At 67.6% G+C, this 20345-nt stretch carries 16 protein-coding genes; 13 read left to right on the plus strand and 3 right to left on the minus strand.

Going from position 1 to position 20345, the window contains the following annotated elements:
* The first annotated feature begins 44 nt into the window (after nt 1-44).
* The 7 genes from ccoG (at nt 45) to gdhA (ending at nt 7299) form a co-directional block, all read left to right on the plus strand.
* On the plus strand, nt 45-1472 hold the full coding sequence (ccoG, locus tag NBV68_RS01780) for a cytochrome c oxidase accessory protein CcoG (protein WP_296306703.1): 1428 nt from the start codon (nt 45-47) through the stop codon (nt 1470-1472).
* Nucleotides 1469-1927 carry a FixH family protein gene (locus NBV68_RS01785; RefSeq protein ID WP_366067298.1) on the plus strand — a complete coding sequence of 153 codons (459 nt, stop codon included), beginning with the start codon at nt 1469-1471 and terminating at the stop codon, nt 1925-1927. The genes ccoG and NBV68_RS01785 overlap by 4 nt, the downstream gene beginning before the upstream one ends.
* Nucleotides 1924-4056 (plus strand): heavy metal translocating P-type ATPase, encoded by a 2133-nt coding sequence (locus tag NBV68_RS01790; protein WP_296306705.1) that lies wholly within the window; start codon nt 1924-1926, stop codon nt 4054-4056. Before NBV68_RS01785 ends, NBV68_RS01790 begins: the two co-directional genes overlap by 4 nt.
* Complete coding sequence (gene ccoS / locus NBV68_RS01795) at nt 4053-4214, plus strand: cbb3-type cytochrome oxidase assembly protein CcoS (RefSeq protein ID WP_296306707.1); 162 nt, start codon at nt 4053-4055, stop codon at nt 4212-4214. Before NBV68_RS01790 ends, ccoS begins: the two co-directional genes overlap by 4 nt.
* On the plus strand, nt 4211-4441 hold the full coding sequence (locus NBV68_RS01800; protein ID WP_296306709.1) for a hypothetical protein: 231 nt from the start codon (nt 4211-4213) through the stop codon (nt 4439-4441). Before ccoS ends, NBV68_RS01800 begins: the two co-directional genes overlap by 4 nt.
* Before the next feature lie 44 nt (nt 4442-4485).
* Entirely contained in the window at nt 4486-5796 is a 1311-nt protein-coding gene (locus tag NBV68_RS01805; RefSeq protein ID WP_296306711.1) for a radical SAM protein, read from the plus strand.
* A 147-nt stretch (nt 5797-5943) separates the two neighbouring features.
* On the plus strand, nt 5944-7299 hold the full coding sequence (gdhA, locus tag NBV68_RS01810) for an NADP-specific glutamate dehydrogenase (protein ID WP_296306713.1): 1356 nt from the start codon (nt 5944-5946) through the stop codon (nt 7297-7299).
* 52 nt (nt 7300-7351) lie between these two features.
* On the opposite strand, the gene NBV68_RS01815 is transcribed toward gdhA, so the two are convergent.
* A complete protein-coding gene (locus NBV68_RS01815) occupies nt 7352-8578 on the minus strand; it encodes a TetR family transcriptional regulator (protein WP_296306715.1) in 1227 nt (408 codons plus the stop codon).
* 119 nt (nt 8579-8697) lie between these two features.
* Here NBV68_RS01815 and NBV68_RS01820 point away from each other — a divergent pair, with 119 nt between their 5' ends.
* A complete protein-coding gene (locus NBV68_RS01820; protein ID WP_296306717.1) occupies nt 8698-11286 on the plus strand; it encodes a TonB-dependent receptor in 2589 nt (862 codons plus the stop codon).
* Nucleotides 11287-11306: 20 nt separating this feature from the next.
* Nucleotides 11307-12335, plus strand: a complete 1029-nt coding sequence (locus tag NBV68_RS01825) for a 5'/3'-nucleotidase SurE (protein ID WP_296306719.1) — start codon at nt 11307-11309, stop codon at nt 12333-12335.
* Nucleotides 12336-12398: 63 nt separating this feature from the next.
* Here NBV68_RS01825 and NBV68_RS01830 read toward each other — a convergent pair whose 3' ends face one another.
* Nucleotides 12399-12974 (minus strand): hypothetical protein, encoded by a 576-nt coding sequence (locus tag NBV68_RS01830; RefSeq protein WP_296306721.1) that lies wholly within the window; start codon nt 12972-12974, stop codon nt 12399-12401.
* A gap of 99 nt (nt 12975-13073) precedes the next feature.
* Nucleotides 13074-14021, minus strand: a complete 948-nt coding sequence (locus NBV68_RS01835) for a tetratricopeptide repeat protein (protein WP_296306723.1) — start codon at nt 14019-14021, stop codon at nt 13074-13076.
* 109 nt (nt 14022-14130) lie between these two features.
* On the opposite strand from NBV68_RS01835, the gene NBV68_RS01840 reads away from it, so the two are divergent.
* Genes NBV68_RS01840 through NBV68_RS01855 form a run of 4 tightly spaced genes read left to right on the plus strand, consistent with a single transcriptional unit; the run spans nt 14131 to nt 20255 of the window.
* On the plus strand, nt 14131-16668 hold the full coding sequence (locus NBV68_RS01840; RefSeq protein WP_296306725.1) for a cyclic nucleotide-binding domain-containing protein: 2538 nt from the start codon (nt 14131-14133) through the stop codon (nt 16666-16668).
* Nucleotides 16668-17558 carry a hypothetical protein gene (locus NBV68_RS01845; RefSeq protein ID WP_296306727.1) on the plus strand — a complete coding sequence of 297 codons (891 nt, stop codon included), beginning with the start codon at nt 16668-16670 and terminating at the stop codon, nt 17556-17558. Before NBV68_RS01840 ends, NBV68_RS01845 begins: the two co-directional genes overlap by 1 nt.
* Before the next feature lie 13 nt (nt 17559-17571).
* Nucleotides 17572-19365 carry a cytochrome c3 family protein gene (locus NBV68_RS01850; protein ID WP_296306728.1) on the plus strand — a complete coding sequence of 598 codons (1794 nt, stop codon included), beginning with the start codon at nt 17572-17574 and terminating at the stop codon, nt 19363-19365.
* Nucleotides 19366-19367: 2 nt separating this feature from the next.
* Nucleotides 19368-20255 carry a phosphodiesterase gene (locus NBV68_RS01855; RefSeq protein WP_296306730.1) on the plus strand — a complete coding sequence of 296 codons (888 nt, stop codon included), beginning with the start codon at nt 19368-19370 and terminating at the stop codon, nt 20253-20255.
* Nucleotides 20256-20345 lie beyond the last annotated feature (90 nt).

Genomic DNA, 20345 nt, shown 5'->3' on the forward strand with positions numbered 1-20345 from the left:
CCGCGCCACCCCCCGCGCCTGCAAGCGACGAGGGTGCCGGGTTCATGGGCTCGGCGCTCTACGAGGCGGGGCGCACCGTCCACAACAAGCGGATCGACGGGCCCTTCCGGCGCTTCAAGTGGGCGATCATGGTGATCACCCTCACCATCTACTACGCCACCCCGTGGCTGCGCTGGGATCGCGGGCCCTATGCCCCGGATCAGGCAGTGCTGGTCGATCTGTCGAACCGCCGCTTCTACATGTTCGACATCGAGATCTGGCCGCACGAGTTCTACTTTGTCGCCGGGCTGCTGATCATGGCGGGCATCGGCCTGTTCCTGGTGACCAGCGCCGTGGGCCGCGCTTGGTGCGGCTATGCCTGCCCGCAGACGGTGTGGACCGATCTGTTCCAGCACGTCGACCGCTTCTTCGACGGCGACCGCAACGCCCGCGCGCGGCTCGACAAGGCGCCGTGGACGGCCGCCAAGACCGCGCGGCGCCTCGCCAAGTGGGCGGTCTACCTCGCCATCGCCTTCTGGACCGGCGGCGCGTGGATCATGTATTTCGCCGACGCGCCGACGCTCACCCACGACTTCTGGAGCGGCACCGCCGACCCCATCGCCTATGCGACCGTTGCGGTGCTGACCGGCACGACCTTCTGGCTCGGCGGGTTCATGCGCGAACAGGTGTGCATCTACATGTGCCCCTGGCCGCGCATCCAGACCGCCATGCTCGACGAGAAGAGCCTGATCGTCACCTACAAGGACTGGCGCGGCGAGCAGCGCGGCAGCCTCAAGAAGGCGGCGAAGAACCCCGAGAAATACGGCGACTGCATCGATTGCCAGCTGTGCGTGGCAGTTTGCCCGACCGGCATCGACATCCGTGAGGGCCAGCAGATCGGCTGCATCACCTGCGGGCTGTGCATCGACGCCTGCGACCGGGTGATGAAGGAGACCGGGCGCCCGCGCGGCCTCATCGATTACGCGACGCTCGACCAATGCGACGCGGAGCGCGCAGGCGCCCCTGCCCGGCCCGCCTGGAAAGCGCTGCTGCGGCCGCGAACCTTCATCTATTTCGGCGTCTGGGCGGGGATCGGCGCCGGGCTGCTGTTCGCGCTCGGCACCCGCACCCACACCGACCTCACCGTCGCGCCCGACCGCAATCCGCCCTTCATGCTGCTCAAAGACGGCTCGGTCAGGAACGCCTACACGCTGCGCCTGCGCAACATGGAGGCCCGCCCGCGCGACATGGAAGTGGCGCTTCAGGGCCTGCCTGCCGGAGCCGTGATGTGGACCGACAGCATCAGCCTCGAAAACGCCGCGCCAACGCAGACCGTCACCGTCCGCGCCAATGAAACGCGGGTGCTGCGCGCCTATGTGCTGCTGCCGAGCGGCGCCACCGCCAGCGCCTTCGCCTTCCGCCTTACCGCACAGGACGAACAGCACGAGAGCGACACCGCAGAAACCACCTTTGCCATGCCGGGAGCCGAATGATGGCGAGCAAATCCAGTACCTTCACCGGCAAGCACATGGCAGCCATCTTCGTCGGCGGGTTCGCGGTGGTGATCGCGGTCAACCTGTTCATGGCATCGCAGGCGGTGGGGAGCTTCCATGGCACGGTGGTCGACAATTCCTATGTCGCCAGCCAGAATTACAACGGCTGGCTCCGCCAAGCAGCGGCCTCCAAGGCGCTGGGCTGGCAGGCGGTGCCCCGCCGCCGCACCGACGGCCGCGTGGTGGTCGAGACCCTCGCCGTCCCCGCAGATTCGCGCATCACCGGAGCCGCCGCGCATCCGCTGGGCCTGCGCGCCGATACGCCGCTGACCTTCGCGCCTGAGGGCCCCGCGCAATGGGTCTCGAACGAGATCGTGGCACCCGGCCGCTGGCAGGTGCGCCTCGCCATCCGCGCGGGCGACGAAGCCTGGGCCGGGGAGGCTGAACTGAGGTGAACGCGCCCGTCCTCAACCTCGCGGCAGAAAGCCCGCTCGTCACCACCCGGCTGACCGTGCCTGGGATGAAATGCGCCGGCTGCATCGGCAAGATCGAGCGCGAGCTGGCGAAGACTCCCGGCATCGCAGCGGCGCGCGCGAACCTCTCGGCCAAGCGCGTGGCGATCAGCCATGATCCGGCACTGGACGAAGGCGCCCTTGCCGCGGCCCTGCTCGCTTTGGGGTTCGAATCCCAGCCGGTCACCGACAATCCGCTGGCCAGCGACGATGCCGACCACCAGCGCCTGACCCGCGCGCTCGGGGTCGCGGGCTTCGGGATGATGAACATCATGCTGCTCTCGGTCAGTGTCTGGTCGGGGGCGGAGGGGGCCACGAGAGGCCTGTTCCACTGGCTGTCGGCCGCCATTGCCCTGCCGGTGGTCGCCTATGCGGGCCGCCCGTTCTTCGCGAGCGCATGGATGGCGCTGAAGCACCGGCGCACCAACATGGACGTGCCGATCAGCATCGGCGTGATCCTCGCGACCTGCATGTCGCTCTACGAGACCATCACCGGCGGCGCGCATGCCTTCTTCGATTCCGCGGTGATGCTGCTGTTCTTTCTCCTCGCCGGACGCGCATTGGATGCCGAGATGCGCACCCGGACGCGGGCCGGGATCGGCGCGCTGCTGGGGCGGATGGGCAAGAGCGCCAGCGTCATTGGGCCCGATGGCGCCACGCGCCGCGTGGCGGCCAAGGACCTTGCGCCCGGAATGCTGGTGCTGGTCGCCGCAGGCGAAGCGCTGGCGGCGGATGGCGAGGTGGTCGAGGGCCGCGCTGCGCTCGATAATTCCATGCTCACCGGCGAGAGCGCACCCGAGCCTGTCGCCCCCGGATCACTGGTGCATGCGGGCGCGATCAACATGGGCGCCCCTCTCAAGATGCGCCTCACCCATGTGGCCGAGGACACAGCCCTCGCCGAGATCGCGCGGGCGATGGACGAGGCGGGGCAATCGCGCAGCACCTATGTCCGCATCGCCGACCGCGCCTCGCGGCTCTATGCGCCGGTGGTGCATACGCTGGCCTTGATGGCCTTCGCTGGGTGGCTGGCGGCGGGCGCAGGGTGGCACGCCTCGCTCACCATCGCGATTGCCGTCCTCATCATCACCTGCCCCTGCGCGATGGGCCTTGCGGTGCCCGCCGCACAGGTCGTGGCGAGCGGCGCGCTCATGCGGCGGGGCCTTCTGGTCAAGGACGGCAGCGCGCTCGAGCGCCTTGCCGAATGCGACCTGGCGGTGCTCGACAAGACCGGCACCCTGACGCTCGGCACACCGCGCGCCGACATTGCTAGCCTTGACCCGCAAGCGCGCAGCATCGCGCTCGCGCTCGCCCAGACCAGCCGCCACCCTTTGAGCCGCGGGCTTGCCGCCGCATGCCTGCGCGAGGGCGTGATCCCGGCCGTGGTCGAGGATATCCGCGAGGCGGGCGGCTCCGGGCTTGCCGGGCGCTGGCAGGGGCTGGGAGTGGCGCTGGAAAAGCCCGAAGACGCAAGCGATACCCTCGCCACCACGCTGAGGATCGGCGAGACCCGTCAGGTCATCGCCTTTGCCGATCCCCTGCGTCCCGATGCCGCCGCCGCCATCGCCGCGCTCGCTGCCGAGGGCCTGCCCGCGCGCATCCTCTCGGGCGACCGCGCCGCGCCCGTCGCCGCCATCGCCGCCGCGCTCGGTCTGCCCGCGCAGGGCGGGGCCGACCCCCGCGCCAAGCTTGCCGCATTGGAGGCGCTCAAGGCCGACGGGCACCGCCCGCTGATGGTTGGCGACGGCCTCAATGATGGCCCCGCGCTCGCCGCCGCCCACGCCTCGATCGCGCCGGGCACCGCGTCCGACGCCAGCCAGCAGGCGGCCGACGCGGTGTTCATCGGCGAAGCGCTGATGCCGGTCGCGCTCGCCGTGCGGGTCGCGAAGGCGTGCATGCGGATCGTGCGCCAGAATTTCGGCTTCTCGATTGCCTACAACGCGCTCGCGGTGCCGCTCGCGCTGACCGGGCAGGTGACGCCGCTGGTCGCCGCGATCGCCATGTCGGTGAGTTCGCTGGTGGTGATCGCCAATTCGCTGCGGCTGGCGGGGGCGGCCCCCGGAGCCCCGAAATGACCGGCCTCGTTCTCCTCATCCCCATCGCGCTCGGCATGGGCCTGCTCGGGCTGGTCGCCTTCCTGTGGTCGATGCGCGCCGGCCAATATGACGACATGGAGGGCGCCGCCCACCGCATCCTCATCGACGAGGCCGGGCCCGGGGAGGATGCGCCATGACCGGCGCCCTCGCCTTCGCGCTCGCCGTGCTGGTGCCGGTGATGATCGGCCCGCTGCCCGCCGCGCCGGGCCAGACGCTGACGATGCAGCTGTGCAACGGCGGCACGATCACAATCCCGGTGGGAGACGGCAAGCCCGCACCCGAACGCGACTGCCACCCCAAGGGCTGCCACGCGGGCACCTGCCGCGAGAGAGACCAGACAAAGCACCCCAAACGGACTATTTGATCTCGCGCAAAGACGGGGCGCGGCAGGAGCGCTTTAAGCGCCTCATGTGGACATACATTCCCGAGCTGCTCGCGACCCCCGTGCCGCGCTACACCAGCTACCCGACAGCTGCGGACTTCGGCCCGCTCGCGCCCGGCACCATCGAGCGCGCGGTCGCGGGTGCCAGCGGGGACATCTCGCTCTATCTCCACATCCCGTTCTGCGAGCAGATCTGCTTCTATTGCGGCTGCAACACCGCAGCCTCGGGCAAGCGCGCGCGCGTCGAGGCCTACCTTGCCGCGCTGCATCAGGAAATCGCGACCGTCGGCAGCCTGCTCCCACAGGACGCACGGGTGCGGCGCATCGCCTTTGGCGGGGGCAGCCCCAACGCGATCCTGACCGGCGAATTCCTCGCCCTCGTCGATGCGCTCCACGCCCACCTGCCGCTGTTCGCCCCCGAATGGTCGATCGAGCTCGATCCGCGCAGCCTGACCGCCGAATGGAGTGCGGCGCTCGGCAGCACCGGCATCACCCGGGCGAGCATGGGCGTGCAGACCTTCGCCGCACATTGCCAGAAGGCGATCGGGCGCGAGCAATCGCTCACCATGATCTGCCGCAGCACCGACTGGCTGAGAAAGGGCGGCGTCACCTCGCTGAACTTCGACCTCATGTACGGCCTCCCCCACCAGAGCGAGGCCGATCTGGAAGACAGCCTCGAGATGACCCGCAAGCTCGGCGCGGACCGGATCGCGGTGTTCGGCTATGCCCATGTGCCGCACCTCGTGCCGCGCCAGACGATGATCCGCGAAGGCGACCTGCCCGGCGCCGCAGCGCGCTTCACCATGGCGAGCGAGGCGCACCGCATCCTCACGGCGGACGGATACCGGGCGATCGGCTTCGATCACTTCGCGCTGCCCCACGATCCCATGGCGCGCGCGGCGCAGCAGGGCCGGCTGCGGCGCAATTTCCAGGGGTTCACCGATGACCCGTCCGAGGTGCTGATCGGCATGGGCGCGAGCGCGATCAGCGGCTTTCCCGGGCTCCACGCCCAGAACGAGAAGCACACCGCGACCTACCGCCAGCTGAGCGAGGCCGGGCGCCTGTCCGCCAGCTACGGCATCGCCCGCTCGCCCGAGGACCAGCGCCGCGGGGCGGTGATCGAGGCGCTGTTGTGCGAAGGCGAGGCGATCATCCCCGAGGATCTGCTTGCGCAGGTGTCCGATCGGCTGACCCCCTTCACCGACGAGGGCCTTGCGCGGCTGCACGGCCGGAAGCTTGCGATTGCCCCGGCAGGCCTGCCCTATGCCCGGGTCATCGCCGCGCTGTTCGACGCGTACCGCTCCGCCGCCCCGCGCAAGTTCTCCTCGGCGATCTGAGCAAACGCCTTCCCCTCCCACCTCCCCTGCACTCCCCGCTCCGACTGCCATGGAAGCGCCATTATTTGGGGAGATGTAACTGCCGCAAATCGACAAGCGAGGTGCATCAGGGGCGCGTATAGTCACGAGCAGGGGGGGGAATTCATCATGGCAGTTACCGATCACGTCGACCTCAATGGCTTCATGGAGGGCGTCAAGAAGCGCAATCCGTACCAGCCGGAATTCGTCCAGGCGGTCCAGGAAGTGGCCGAGGACATCTTTGAATTCATGGAGGACAAGGAGGAGTACCACTCCCAGCAGATCCTCCGCCGCATCGCCGAGCCCGACCGCGTCGTGTCGTTCCGCGTGTGCTGGGAGGACGATGCCGGCAACATCCGCGTCCAGCGCGGCTGGCGCGTCCAGAACAACAACGCGATCGGCCCCTACAAGGGGGGGATTCGCTTCCACCCCTCGGTGACCGAATCGGTCCTGAAGTTCCTCGCCTTCGAGCAGACCTTCAAGAACGCATTGACCGGTCTGCCGATGGGCGGCGGCAAGGGCGGCTCCAACTTCAATCCCAAGGGCAAGAGCGTGCGCGAGATCATGCGCTTCTGCCAGAGCTTCATGACCGAGCTTTACCGCCACATCGGCGCCGACATCGACGTTCCGGCGGGCGATATCGGCGTGGGCGGGCGCGAGATCGGCTTCATGTTCGGCCAGTACAAGCGCATCACCAACAACTTCACCGGGGTGCTGACCGGCAAGGGGCTGGAATGGGGCGGCTCGCTGATCCGCACCGAGGCGACCGGTTATGGGGCGGTCTATTTCCTCGCCAACATGCTGGCGACCAAGGACGAGGATCTGGTCGGCAAGACTGCGGTGATCTCGGGCTCGGGCAATGTCGCGACCCACGCTGCGGAGAAGATCGTCCAGCTTGGCGGCAAGGTGCTGACCCTGTCGGATTCGGGCGGGTTCATCCATGATCCCGACGGGATCACGCAGGAAAAGATCGAGTGGGTGAAGACCCACAAGACCCACCGCCGCGGCCGCATCGAGGAATATGTCGAGGCATTCCCCAACGCGACCTTCCATGAAGGCAAGACTCCGTGGGGCGTGCCCTGCGATGTCGCCCTGCCCTGCGCGACGCAGAACGAGTTGCTGGGCGAGGACGCCAAGCTGCTGGTCGCCAATGGCTGCCGCGCGGTCTCCGAGGGCGCGAACATGCCCACCGACCTCGACGGGGTACACACCTTCAAGGCGGCCAAGCTCCTCTACGCGCCGGGCAAGGCCTCGAACGCAGGCGGGGTGGCGGTCTCGGGCCTCGAGATGAGCCAGAACTCCGAACGCCGGTCGTGGAAGGAGGACGAGCTCCAGCAGATGCTCAAGGACATCATGGCGGGCATCCACAATTCCTGCATCCGCTACGGCGATCAGGGCGGCGGCTATATCGACTATGTGAAGGGCGCGAATATCGCCGGCTTCAAGAAGGTGGCCGACGCGATGCTGGCCTTCGGGGTGGTGTAAGCGCCTCGGCGGAGACAAGGGGCCCCGCGCCGTCCGGGTGCGGGGCCCCTTTTCATGCCCGTGGCAGGAACGGGCGTAGCGCGGCCTCGGCCGCAACGCGCAAGGTTTCGGGCGGATCGGCAGCATGGGCCGCGCGGTGGCCAACGCCCCTCAGGATCGCGGAGAAGGCGGCGACCAGCGAGGCGGGCGGCGCTTCCTCGCCCCCCAGCAGCTGGGTGAGCGCCCAGGTGCCGCTCGGATCCTCCATCGCCCGCACCAGCCCGCGCAACGGGGCATGGTCCGCGCCGTTGTAGATCGCGCGCTCGATCTCATCATAGGCCGCCAGCACCGGCTGGCTCCCGGCGAGCACCGCATCGAGCATGATCGCCAGCATCGCGTGGGGGGCGAAGCGCTGGGCCTGGAACTGCTCGGGATCGCCGCCCAGTGCCTCGCGCTCGTAGAGCCGGTGGAGCGCCAGCGCGAGCAATTCGCTCTTGGTGCCCACGAGGTGGACGACCTTGCCGAGCGTCACCCCGGCGCGGGCAGCGACGGCGCGGAAGGTGACCCCGGCGTGGCCCTGCGCGGCAAGCAGATCGGCCGCCGCCCCGGCGATCACGGCGCGCTCGCCCGTGGCCGATGGCGGCGGTTCGCGATAGCCGGCGCGCGCCAGCGCGCGGTGTGCGGTGCGCGCCCCCTCCTCGCCGAAGCGCCGCGCGGCGAGCCAGGTGACCAGCGCTGTCGTGGTCTCCTCGAGCAGCGCGCGGTCGATCACCGGGTTCCAGACAAGCAGGTGCCGCGCCGCCTCGCCATGCGCGTAGCAGGCGATCGTCTCGGCGTGCGCGCCGAGCCCGATCACCTCGGCGATTCCGGTCCAAAATTGGCGGTGGCTGCGCTCCCAGCCCGGCCCGGGCGCATGGCGCGCGGCCATGGCGAGGCGGCGCTGCTCCCCCGTCCAGTCGGCGATGGTGGCGTTGATGAGCGCAGCCTGCATGGCGGGCGGGATCCGCACCGTCGCGAGCGGGGCGAGCGCGGCGAGGCGGCCTGCCATCCACCGCTCCGCCTGCGTCAGGGCCGCTGCCGAGGCGGCTACATACAAACGTTCCATATCACCAAAGTGATAATGGATCGCCGCCTGCGCCGAATGCGCCTCGTGCACCAGCGCGCGGACCGAGATCTGATCGATCGGCATTTCGGCCCACATCCGGAGCAATGCGTCAATCAGGCGTAATTCCGTCGTTTTCGTGTCGCTTCCACGGCCACTCCCTGACCGCTCAATGACAATTTCGCGCGCCTTGCCCATCGAATTGCCACACCTTCGCCTGTTCCGACTGGCACGCAGGCCCTATCGGCTATTTGTCACATCGCTTACTTACAGGCGTTCTAACTGCACCGCGAATCCGATCAAGGGGGCGCTTGCAGATGTTCACTGACACCACCAGCTTTTCGCGCAATTTCTGGCTCGCCGGCACGGGCCTCGCCGCCCTGGCAATGACCGCTCCGGCCCACGCGCAGGACACCGCTGCCGGAGAACCCGCCGAGGACGCCAACGAAATCATCGTCACCGGCTCGATCCGCGGTTCGCTCGAGAACGCGACCGAGACCAAGCGTCAGGCGGTGAACCTTGTCGATGTCGCCACCGCCGACTCGGTCGGGCGCTTCCCCGACGAGAACGTCGCCGCCGCCCTCGCCCGCCTGCCGGGCGTCGCGGTGCAGCTCGACCAGGGCCAGGCGCGCTACATCCAGGTGCGCGGCGCGCCCAACCGCTGGACTTCGGTGAGCATCGACGGCCTGCCCCAGACCGGCACCGACGAAGGCGGCGGCGAGCGTGCCTTCCGCTTCGACGCAGTGCCTGCGGTGCTGCTCCAGCAGCTGGTGGTCAACAAGACACTCACCCCCGACATCACCGCCGAGGCGATCACCGCGCTGGTCGACCTCCAGACCTTCTCCCCGATCGACGACGGCAAGGCCGGCTTCGGCATCACCGGCGATGCGGGCTACGGCCTGATGAGCCTTGGCGAGGGACAGCAGCGCTCGGGCTCGCTGCGCGTCTCGTGGACCAACGACCGCGTCGGCTTCGCGCTCGGCGGCTCGCACTATCTGCGCGATCAGGTCACCGACAACCGCGAGGCGGGCTATGACGCGGCCGGCGTGCCGATCGACATCGACATCCGCAACTACGAGCTGACCCGCGAGAACAACGGCCTTTTCGGCGCCTTCGAGTTCCGCCCCAGCAACGACCTGAAGTTCTTCGTGACCGGCATCTTCACCGAGTTCCGCGACCGCGAGGAACGCCACGCCTACGAGATCGAGATCGGCGAGGCCGCCGCGCGCGGCACCCGCGGGCTCTTGAGCGGCAGCCTCGACAACGTGTCGATCACCACCAACTACAATGACGGGATCTACATCAACCAGAACTACATCGGCTCGGCCGGGTTCGACTGGCAGACCGATGAAGGCGGTCTCAAGGGTATCGTCGGTTACACCCGCACCGAGAACACCACCGATCTGCCGCTGATCCAGTCCTCGATCCGCTCGATCAGCGTCGATTATGATCGCAGCAACGATGCACGCTTCCCGGTCGTGCGCCTGTTTCGCACAGTCAACACCGCCGGGGTGTTCTCGCGCGGGGCCGAGTTGACCGCGATCCCGATCACCGAACAGAACCTGCAGCGCACCGTGCTGATCCCGATCGTTCAGGGCGTGACCTCGGACGCCTATTCGGCGCGGCTCGACGGGTGGAAGCAGCTCGGCGACCTCAAGGTCAGCGGCGGACTTTATGTGACCCAGCGCGACATCACCGGCAACAATATCGGCATCGGCGGCGTGGTGCCGCTCGCCGCGACCGGATTCAACCCCAACAGCTTTGCCACCGACCGGCCATGGGACACGCAGTTCCCGCTCGGGGTGAGCATCAACTATGTCGACACCCGGGCGATGAACCGCGCGCTGCAGGAAGCCCTTGCTCGCAACAACATCAACCCGGCCAATTTCGTGCTGCCGACCTCGTTCTACGATCAGGAAGAGCGGATCTATGCCGGCTACGTGATGGCGCAGTGGAATTCGGGCCCGCTGCAGGTTGTCGCCGGCGTGCGCGCCGAGCAATACGAGATCGACAATGCCGGCACCGTGCTGATCGGCGCCGCGCCCGCCTCGCTCGCGGTTGCGCAGGACTTCTTCGACCTCTTCCCCAGCCTCAACATCCGCTACGAGGCGACCGAGAACCTCGTGCTGCGCCTCGGCGGCCAGCGCGGCGTGTCGCGCCCGGCCTATGCCGCGATCCGCGTCGGCGCCTCGATCAGCGACACCGCCGCCACGATCAGCGGCGGCAACCCCTTCCTCACCCCCGAATACACCTGGGGCCTCGATGTTGCGGCCGAATACTACTTCGCCAGCAACGGCATCGCGTCTGTCACCGGCTTCCATCGCTGGGTCGAGGACGTGCTCTACCAGAGCCAGCAGCGGGTCGGATCGGACCTTTACAACAGCGGCGGAATCGACCGTTCGAACTACCTGCTCGGCTCGACCTTCAACGGCGAGAGCGGCAGCCTCTACGGGGTTGAGTTCAACATCGAGACCCAGTTCGACTTTCTGCCGGGGGCGCTCGCAGGGCTCGGGGTGCAGGGCAACCTGACGCTACTGGGCGGCGATTTCGACGCGCGAAACGCCGCCGGCGCGCTGCAGACCTTTGCCTTCCAGGGCCTCTCCGACACGGTGCTCAACGCCTCGGTGTTCTACGAATATGCCGGGCTCAGCTTGCGGGTTGCCTACCAGAAGCGCACCGACTTCCTCGACACCATCGGCGGTCTTGGCGCGGGCGAGTTCCGGCAGGGCTTCGAGAACCTCGATGTCACCGCACGCTATGCGCTGACGCCGAACATCACGCTGTTCGCCGATCTCGCCAACCTCACCGACGAGACCTATGTCGCCTATGAGGGCTCGCCCGCGACCCCTTCCGAAGTCGAACGGATTGGCGAGCGCTATCTGTTCGGCGTGCGCTTCAACTTCTGATCTTGCCCGAGGAACCGGCCATGGCCCTGAAAAGCACGAAATTGCGATCCACCCTTCTCACCGCCGCTGCCGCCGCCAGCCTCGCGCTCGCCGCGGGCCCGGCCGAGGCGCGCAACATCGTGCTCACCAATGATGACGGCCTCACCAACAATGTCGTCGCGCTTTACGAGGCGCTGAAGGCGGCGGGGCACGATGTGGTGGTGTCGGTGCCGTGCACCAACCAGTCGGGCCAGGGTGCGGCGCTCGGGATCGCGCGGCCGATCGCGCCGCTCAAGGCCCCCTGCCTCAACGATGCCGCCGAGGCGGGGGCACCGGGCGCCGGGCCGATGACCCGCAAGGGCCTGCCCGGCGAAGGCGCCCGCGACTTCTACTATGTCGACGGCACGCCGGTCGCATCGCTGCTCCACGGGATCGAGGTGGTCGCCATGGCGCGCTGGGGCAAGGCGCCCGATCTGGTGCTGTCGGGCCCCAATGAAGGCCAGAACGTGGGCGCGATCATCCTGTCTTCGGGCACGGTCAGCGCGGCGCAGGTGGCCGCGGTGCTCGGCATTCCGGCGATTGCGCTGAGCGCCGGGGCGGGGACGGAAAGCGCGAGCCTCGACAATCCGCAGTCAGATGAAGTCGCCCGCCGGTCGGTCGAACTCGTCGCCCATCTCGAAGGGCTGGCCAAGGGTGCTGCGCTGCTGCCCAAGGGCCTCGCGCTCAATGTCAACTTCCCCGACCGGCTGGAGGGCGCGCGCTGGCGGCTCGCCGAAATCGGCACCTACAACGCCTACAAGGTCGGCTTCACCATCAACATGGCCGCCAGTGCTTCGCCGATGATGCAGGCAATGGCGAAGTCGCGCGGGGGCGAGATCCCGGCGCTGCCGGGCGTGAGCTTCGATATCAACACCGCCGCTCCGGCTGCGGAGCAGATGGACGATGAAAGCGTGGTCTATCGCAAGGCCATCGCGGTGAGCCCGATGCAGGCGGGCTATGCCTATCCGGCAGGGGCGAGCATGCTGACCCGCGAACAGCTCGCCGCGCTTGTCCCGGCGCAGACCAAGTAGGCGAGGCGCGGCCGGGAGCCGTGTCAGATCATTCGGGTTGCACGGACTCGCTCTGGAGCGGCGCTAGGGGCAGCCCACTCCGACCCTTTCAGCCGGGGTCAGTTCGGACGCACGCTTTGCTCCGTATTCGATGAAAAGATCGCGATAACTCTTGAGGAATCGCTCACGGCTTGTGCCTTTTGATGTGATCAGCTCGCGCTCGATGTAGTCGAGCGGGGTTTCTCCGGTGCAGTCCATGTCGTTCGGCGAGAGTTGCCAATCGATCAGCGCGGTTTCCAGAAAATCCTGGCTGTTGCGCTCGACACCAAGTTTCCAGATGCTCCCGTTGGTTACGCTGAAACCGAGCTGCGTGCATCGTAGCGAAGTACGCTTATCGCGCCACATCTTACCGATCTGCGCGACATCTTTATCTGAAAGCTGATCATGGTGTCCGATGCCAGACCAAATTCTGACGATTCTTTCCCATGCGAATCTCACGCCTCCCTTCGGGGAGTTCACTTTATCGCTGACGGCAACGCAAAGCTCAGCTGATCCGGCACTGTTATGAACCTCATCATTCGAATTTTCCGTGTGTGCCATTGAAGGGCTTGAAGCCGTCAACATCGCGACGGCAAGCGCGCCCGAAACAAATTCTCTCACGCGCACAATTCTCTCCAAGTGCAAAAGACACCACGTATGCAGTGAACGCAGGCCGAAAGACTTGGCGGCACAAAGGCTAGTATCCCAAATCCGCTGACCCTAAGTCACCCCCAGCCCCGCCGCCGCCTCGCGCAGCTGCGCCGCGCTTCCCGGGTTCGCCTTCACCGCCGCATCGAGCGCCGCCTTGGCCTTGGCAGGCTCGCCCAGCGTCATGCGGCTGCGGATCAGCATCACCCAGCCATCGAGGTTCTTGGGTTCTTTGGCCAGCCGCGTCTCGAGCTGTTCGACCATGCCTTCGGCCATGGTCCGCTGCTCGCTCGGTTTCATCGCGCCCGCCGCCGCGACGTCGGCTGCCGTCGGCCCGCGCAGGTTTGCCGAGGCCTGATCGCCCGCCACCGCGCCCGATCCGGGTGCGATCAACGGGGCCTTGCGCTCGCCTTGCGCCTTGGCGATGCGGGCCGCGACGTCGATCTTGTTGATCTGCCCGACCTGCTCGATGGTGCGCACCAGATCGGCCTCCCACGGCGCGCCCTGGGGCGAATCCGCAAGGAGATCGAGCCACGCGGCAATCGCGCCCTCGTGGTCCTTGTCGAGGTCCTTCTTGGCCGCGAGGAAATAGCGCCCGCGCGGGTCCTCGGGATCCAGTGCCAGCGCCTTTTCGAAGGCCTGCAAGGCCTCGGGCGGGAGCGGGTCGCGCTTGCTCGCCAGCACCAGCGTTTCGCCGAGCGCCGACCACAGCACCGCTTCGTCCGGCGCGATGGCGACCGCGCGGCGGTAGGCGGCGGCGGCGTCATCATATTGCCCCTGGTTGAAATAGGCGAAGGCAAGGTCGCCCCATGGGCCGGCGTCATCGGTCGAGGCCTCGGCTGCGGCGCGCAGCGCGTCGATTCCGCCTTCGCCGCCGGTCGCTGCCGGCTCCGTGGCCCCGCCCGCGCCCTGATAGATGTTGAACCCGATCGAGCCGGCCGCCAGCAGCAATGCCGCGCCCAGCAAGACCCAGCCCGCCTTCGATGATCCGCCCTGAGGCAGCGTTTCGCCCTGTCCCATGCCCGCATCGCTAGCACCGCCGGGGTGACGGGGCAATTCGCTCTGGCATCGGGGCCGGTTTTGGTTATGGTGCTGACGGGGTGCGATCTATCCGCGAGGGGGAGGATAGGTGGGCGAAATTTTCAAAGTCGCGATTATCGGTTCGGGGCCGGCCGGGCTCAGCGCTGCCGCGCGTGCTGCGGCGCTGGGGCTCAGCCATGTGCTGCTCGAGAAAACCGATCACCTGTCCGACACGATCTACAAGTACCAGAAGGGCAAGCACGTCATGGCGACGCCCAGCAATCTGGTGCTGCGATCCGATATCGATTTCGAGGCGGGCAAGCGCGAGACGATTCTCGGCATCTGGGACGAGCAGATCGGCGGCCACAAGGTCAACGTGAAGTACATGGCCGAGGCCAAGGCGATCCGCGGCACCGGCGAGGCGATTCCCGGCTCGGTGCAGCAGATCGTCACCCGCGCGCGCGACGGGACGAAGAACGTCACCGAGCTCCAGCGCCACGCCCCGCCCTACGCGATCGAGCTGACCAGCGGCGAGACCGTGATGGCCGAGAACGTCGTCCTCGCCATCGGTACGCAGGGCAATCCCAACCTGATGCGCTGCCCGGGCGCCGATCTGCCGCATGTGCAGTACCAGCTCGACGATCCCACCGAATATGTCGACGAGCATATAATCATTGTCGGCACGGGGGACGCAGGCATCGAGAACGCGCGCGGGCTTGCCGAGGACCCGGCGCAGCGCAACACCGTCTCGATCCTCAACCGCGGCACCGAATTCCCGACCGCCAAGGCGGCCAATGTCAGCGCGCTGATGGCCGATCACGAGGCGGGCAAGCTCACCGTCAGGAACGAAAGCGAGACCAAGGCGATCGAGCCGGGCTTCATCACGCTCACCACCCGCGACGGGGAAATCCGCATCCCCTGTGACAGGATCATCGCCCGCATCGGCTCGGCCCCGCCGCGCGCTTTCGTGGAAGGCTGCGGGATCGAATTCACCAGTGAGGATCGCGGTGCCTTCCCGCGCCTCTCGCCGGTGTTCGAATCGACCGCGCCCGGCATCTTCGTGATCGGCGCGCTGGCGGGCTATCCGCTGATCAAGCACTGCATGAACCAGGGCCACGACGTCATCGAGTTCATCAACGGCAACACCGCGCTGAAGCCAGCGGACGAGCCGATCATCGCCGCCAAGTTCGCGAGCCTTCCCGGCAACCGCTCGACCGAGGAATGGCTGGAATTCCTGCGCGCGGGCGTCTCGATCCTCAATGGCATGAACCCGCTCCAGATGCGCGAATTCATGCTCGACTCCGAGGCCAAATTCTACGCGCCGGGCGAGGTGATCTTCGAACGCAACGCGCCCGGATCGTCGCTGTTCGGCATCGCCAGCGGCTCGGTGGCGGTGGAGGTGAACCCGGCCGATCCGTCGATCACCATTCCCATCGAGGCCGGATCGATCTTCGGCGAGGTCGGTCTGATCTCGGGCCGCCGCCGCGGCGCGACGATCCGCGCGGCGGAAGACACCATCGTGGTCGAGATCTCGCGCCTTGCCGCATTGAAGCTGCAATCGCAGGTGCCCTCGGCCAAGACCGCGATCCAGCGCATCTCGATCGAGCGGCAATTGCTGCAGATGTTCGGCTCCGGCCTCACCCGCGAAGATGTCGCGCCCCTGGTCGAGGCCGCCCGGGTCGAGGAAAAGCGCGCGGGCGAGATCGTCGTCACGGAAGGGGCGGACGACAAGGACATCTTCATCATCCGCCGCGGCTCGATGATCGTCGAGAAACAGGTCGGCGAAAAGCCGGTGTTCCTCTCCTACCTCCCCGCTGGCAGCTATTTCGGCGAGATGGCGGTGATCGACGGCTCGGCGCGCACCGCGACGGTCAAGGCGGCGATCAAGTCCGAGGTGATCCGCCTGCCCGGCGAGGGCTTCCTCGCGCTGCTCGACAAACGCCCCGCCCTGCGCGAGCGGGCGATGAAGGACATGGCCGGCCGCCGTGCCACCAATGCCTTCATCGAGAGCCGCAAGGACGAATTCTCGGGCGCGGTCGATCTCTATTCGCAGACCGCGCAGTTCCTAGTCGACAACGGCATCGGCGAGGCGACCGACGTGCTGCTGATCGACGAGAAGCTGTGCATCGGCTGCGACAATTGCGAGAAGGCCTGCGCCGACAGCCATGACGGCCTATCGCGCTTGGACCGCGAGGCGGGCAAGACCTACGCGCATCTTCACGTGCCGACGTCATGCCGCCACTGCGAACACCCGCATTGCATGGCCGATTGCCCGCCCAACGCGATCAAGCGCGGCCCCGATGGCGAGGTGTTCATTGACGAGACTTGCATCGGCTGCGGCAATTGCCAGCGCAACTGCCCCTACGGCGTGATCCGCATGGACGCCAAGCCCCCCAAGAAGCCGAGCCTTCTCCAGTGGATGCTGTTCGGCACGGGCCCCGGCCCGGGCGAGGCCTCCTATTCGTGGCGCAAGAAAGCGGCCGAGAAGGAGGGCGGGCAGAAGGCCAAGCAGGCTATCAAGTGCGACATGTGCTCCGGCATCGATGGCGGCCCGGCCTGCGTGCGCGCCTGCCCCACCGGCGCAGCGATCCGCGTCAGCCCCGACAAGTTCCTGACCTTCGCCAAGCTCACCGAGGATATCGAGTGATGGCGACCAAGGCAGTGGGCAAAGCAGGGGCAAAGACCGGGGGCACGGGCCGCTTCTCGCAGGACGAGCGGCGGCGCGACAGCGACCATGTCAGCTTCCTCAAGCACAGGGGCTTCCGCTGGCTGTGGATCGCGCTGCTGCTCTCGGGCGCGAGCATTGCGGGCTATCTGCTGATCGATCAGGAACCGCGGTCCAATGGCGGGACCTGGTATGGCTATACGCTCGGCACGATCGGCTTCGGGCTGATCCTGTGGCTCTCGCTGCTCGGGGTGAGGAAGCGGCGCATCAATCCGGGCGCTTGGAGCCTCAAGGCGTGGACATCGGCGCACGTCTATCTCGGCCTTGCGCTGGCCGTGGTCGGCACGCTCCATACCGGCTTCCAGATCGGCTGGAACGTCCACACGCTCGCCTATGTGCTGATGCTGCTGGTGATCATCACCGGCATCTACGGGGTGATCGTCTACGCCACCCTGCCCGCCAGCCTCTCGGCCAACCGCAAGGAGATGACCCGCGCGCAGATGCTCGATGCGCTCACCGCGCTCGACCGCCAGCTGGAGAGCGCCGCGCAGCCGCTGGCGCGCGGGGAGGCCGATCTGGTCATCGCCGCCTTGAAGCAAGACGTGTTCCATGGCGGCGTCTTGGCTCGACTGACGGGCCGCTATCCGCGCTGCGCTACAGCAATCGCCATGGTTTGCTTGGACGGCGGTTCAGAGGCCGAGAAGCGCGTTGAGGCCCTGCTCGTTAAGCGCCACGCCCAACTCCAGCAGATCCGCGGCGCGCTGCGCATCCGCGCGATGCTGGAGATCTGGCTGTTCGTCCACATTCCGCTCACCGTCGCCCTGATCGCCGCGCTCACCGCGCATGTGATCAGCGTGTTCTATTACTGGTGAGGGCGCGCGACGCATGTTCCTGATCCGCACCATCGACTTCACCGCAGCCGGGCGCGAGATCGTCCGCGACCGGGTGCTGGGTCAGACCCGCCTCACGGTGGGCCGCGCTGCCGAGAACGACATCCACCTACCCGACCTTGCGGTGGAGCAGCACCATGTCGGGATCGACTTGGCGGCTGACGGCACGCTGGCGGTCAAGTCGCTCGGCACATTGGGCTTCGGGCTCGATGGCCGGATCGTCACCGAAGGCGTGATCGACCCGCGCACCGGCGGCGAGGTGGCGCTCGGCGCGGCGCGCCTCGCGGTGACGCGCGAGGCGGATGGCAACATCGCCATCACCATCCGCCAGGTGGTCGCCGACGAGGGCAAGATCGACGCGCTGCGCGGCTTCGCGCTCGCCTCCAAGCTGCCGGGCAAGCGCGCGATGAGCTGGGTGTTCGCGAGCGCGATCATCCTCCTGCTGCTCGCCCTGCCGGTCGCCTCGCACCTGCTGCGCACCCCTGCCAAGCCCGATCCCACCGGCAAGACCCCGGGCACGGTGCTGATGGACAGCGCGTGGACGAGCGGCGAATTGTCGCTCAAGCACCATACCCTCGCCGACAACTGCGAGAGCTGCCACGTCGCCGCTTTCGAAAGCGTGCAGGACGAGACCTGCCTGTCGTGCCACAAGGACATCGGCGATCACGCGCAAAAGCCGCGCCTTGCCAAGGGGATGGCGCCGCTCTCGCAAGGCGACGCGCTGCAATGGATGATCGCGGAAGGCTTCGGCAAGGAAGGCCCCTTGGGCTGCGTCGCCTGCCATTCCGAGCACGAAGGCCCGGTGCGCACGCAAGCCGGGAGCGAGGCCTTCTGCGGCGATTGCCACAAGGATCTGGACGCCCGCCTCACCGACACGGCCCTCGGCAACGCGCATGATTTCGGCAAGACCCACCCGCAGTTCCGCCCGCTCTACTTCGCCAGCTTCGGCGCGGCCAAGCCGGTGCGCGCCAGCGTGGGGAGCGTGCCGGTCGAGCGGTCGGGGCTGGTCTTCCCGCATGACGTCCACATGAACCCGCGCGGCGGCGCGGCGCGGATGGCGGTGAGCCTCGCGCAATATCGCGCACCCCTCGAATGCAAGGACTGCCACGTGGCCACGCCGGACAAGGTCACCTTCAAGCCGGTCGAGATGGAGGAGGCCTGCGAGGCATGCCACAGCCTCGTCTCGGGCCGCACGGCGGGCGGGGGCTTGAGCAAGCTGCGCCACGGCAGCGTGAAGAACCTTGCCGAGGACCTTGCGCGGATCACCTCGGGGCCGCGCCCCGCGCTCGTGCCCGGTCGCCAGCGCCCGGGGCAGATCGGCAGCGCCTCGCCCGCCTATCGCGCCGATTTCGGCCGCCCGGTGCGCTCCTATATCGGGTTCTCCAACGCGCTCACGGCAGGCGGGGTGTGCACCGAGTGCCACCTCCCCACGCGCGGGCCGACGGGGCAGGCCGACCTGATGCCGGTCAACTTCCCTGACCGGTTCCTGACCGGCGGCTATTTCAGCCATGCCGCGCACGCCAAGCAGAGGTGCTCCGATTGCCACGCGGCGGACACCTCCAAGGCGGCAAGCGACCTCTTGATGCCCGACCTCAAGAGCTGCCGCGACTGCCACCTCGGCGCGGCGGCCGTGAAGACCGCCAAGATCGTGCCCAGCGACTGCGCGATGTGCCACGCCTATCACTTGCCTTCGGGGCAGTGGTCGCCCAAGGGCCCGACGCCGCACTACAAGCCGCCGCCCCCTGACAAATCAAGGGTTGCAGCCAAGCTCGCACAGGCTAGACCATAGCGATGGGTGGGGGCGCTTCTTCGACAGGCCGTGCGGTGCTGATCGCGCAGATGACCGACATTCACGTCGGCTTCGCCCCCGATGAAAAGCCCGAGGAGCTGAACCTCACCCGCTTCCGCGCCACCTTGCAGCGGCTGATCGAGGGGCCCAACCGCCCCGATTTCCTCGTTCTGACCGGCGACATCACCGATCACGGCGATGCGGCAAGCTTCGCCAAGACCATCGAGATCCTGCACGCCTGCCCGATCCCGATCCTGCCGATGGTGGGCAATCACGACAGCCGCGAGGGGCTGCTGGGCGCCTTTCCGGGGGTTGAGCCGGCCGAGGGCGGCTTCCTCCACTATGTCGTCGAAGCGGGTCTCGGGCTCAGGATCATCTGCCTCGACACGCTCGAGGAGGGCCGCCACGGCGGAGCCTTCTGCGAAGCGCGCGCGCGCTGGCTGGCGGAGCGGCTGGCCGAGGCGCCCGATACGCCGACGCTGATCTTCATGCACCACCCCCCGGTCGTCGCCGGGATCGACTGGATGGATCCGGCGCCAAGCGAGGACTGGATCATCCGCCTGCGCGATGTGCTGGAAGGGCAGAGCCAGGTGCAGGCGATCCATTGCGGGCATCTCCACCGCCAGATCACCACCAGCTTTGCCGGGATACCGCTGGGGGTGACGCCCTCGGTCGCGCCGCTGGTAGCGATGGATCTCAATCCGATCGACAAGGACGTGCCAGACGCGCGCGAGCTCATCACCACCGAGCCGCCCACCTACGCGCTCCACCGCTGGGACGGGGAGAACCTCGTCTCGCACTACGAACGCGTCGGCGACTGGCAGGTGCTGGCGCGCTTCCACGCGGGCCTGCAGCCGATGATCGAGGGCATGTTCGCGGAGAGGGAGTAGTAGGTCCGAGGCCCCCGGTCACATCACGAGAACACGCAAGAAATCGGCCCGCCAACGGACGGGCCGCGAGCGCACGCGCGCGAGCCGCAG

The organism is Erythrobacter sp. (assembly GCF_023653175.1).
Classification (GTDB): Bacteria; Pseudomonadota; Alphaproteobacteria; order Sphingomonadales; family Sphingomonadaceae; genus Erythrobacter.

What these genes read in the sequence shown, in the direction of transcription:
- ccoG (WP_296306703.1), top strand. Translation starts at nt 45, where the DNA reads ATGGGCTCGGCGCTCTACGAGGCGGGGCGCACCGTCCACAACAAGCGG.
- NBV68_RS01785 (WP_366067298.1), top strand. Translation starts at nt 1,469, where the DNA reads ATGATGGCGAGCAAATCCAGTACCTTCACCGGCAAGCACATGGCAGCC.
- ccoS (WP_296306707.1), top strand. Translation starts at nt 4,053, where the DNA reads ATGACCGGCCTCGTTCTCCTCATCCCCATCGCGCTCGGCATGGGCCTG.
- NBV68_RS01800 (WP_296306709.1), top strand. Translation starts at nt 4,211, where the DNA reads ATGACCGGCGCCCTCGCCTTCGCGCTCGCCGTGCTGGTGCCGGTGATG.
- NBV68_RS01805 (WP_296306711.1), top strand. Translation starts at nt 4,486, where the DNA reads ATGTGGACATACATTCCCGAGCTGCTCGCGACCCCCGTGCCGCGCTAC.
- gdhA (WP_296306713.1), top strand. Translation starts at nt 5,944, where the DNA reads ATGGCAGTTACCGATCACGTCGACCTCAATGGCTTCATGGAGGGCGTC.
- NBV68_RS01815 (WP_296306715.1), bottom strand. Translation starts at nt 8,578, where the DNA reads ATGGGCAAGGCGCGCGAAATTGTCATTGAGCGGTCAGGGAGTGGCCGT.
- NBV68_RS01820 (WP_296306717.1), top strand. Translation starts at nt 8,698, where the DNA reads ATGTTCACTGACACCACCAGCTTTTCGCGCAATTTCTGGCTCGCCGGC.
- NBV68_RS01825 (WP_296306719.1), top strand. Translation starts at nt 11,307, where the DNA reads ATGGCCCTGAAAAGCACGAAATTGCGATCCACCCTTCTCACCGCCGCT.
- NBV68_RS01835 (WP_296306723.1), bottom strand. Translation starts at nt 14,021, where the DNA reads ATGGGACAGGGCGAAACGCTGCCTCAGGGCGGATCATCGAAGGCGGGC.
- NBV68_RS01845 (WP_296306727.1), top strand. Translation starts at nt 16,668, where the DNA reads ATGGCGACCAAGGCAGTGGGCAAAGCAGGGGCAAAGACCGGGGGCACG.
- NBV68_RS01850 (WP_296306728.1), top strand. Translation starts at nt 17,572, where the DNA reads ATGTTCCTGATCCGCACCATCGACTTCACCGCAGCCGGGCGCGAGATC.
- NBV68_RS01855 (WP_296306730.1), top strand. Translation starts at nt 19,368, where the DNA reads ATGGGTGGGGGCGCTTCTTCGACAGGCCGTGCGGTGCTGATCGCGCAG.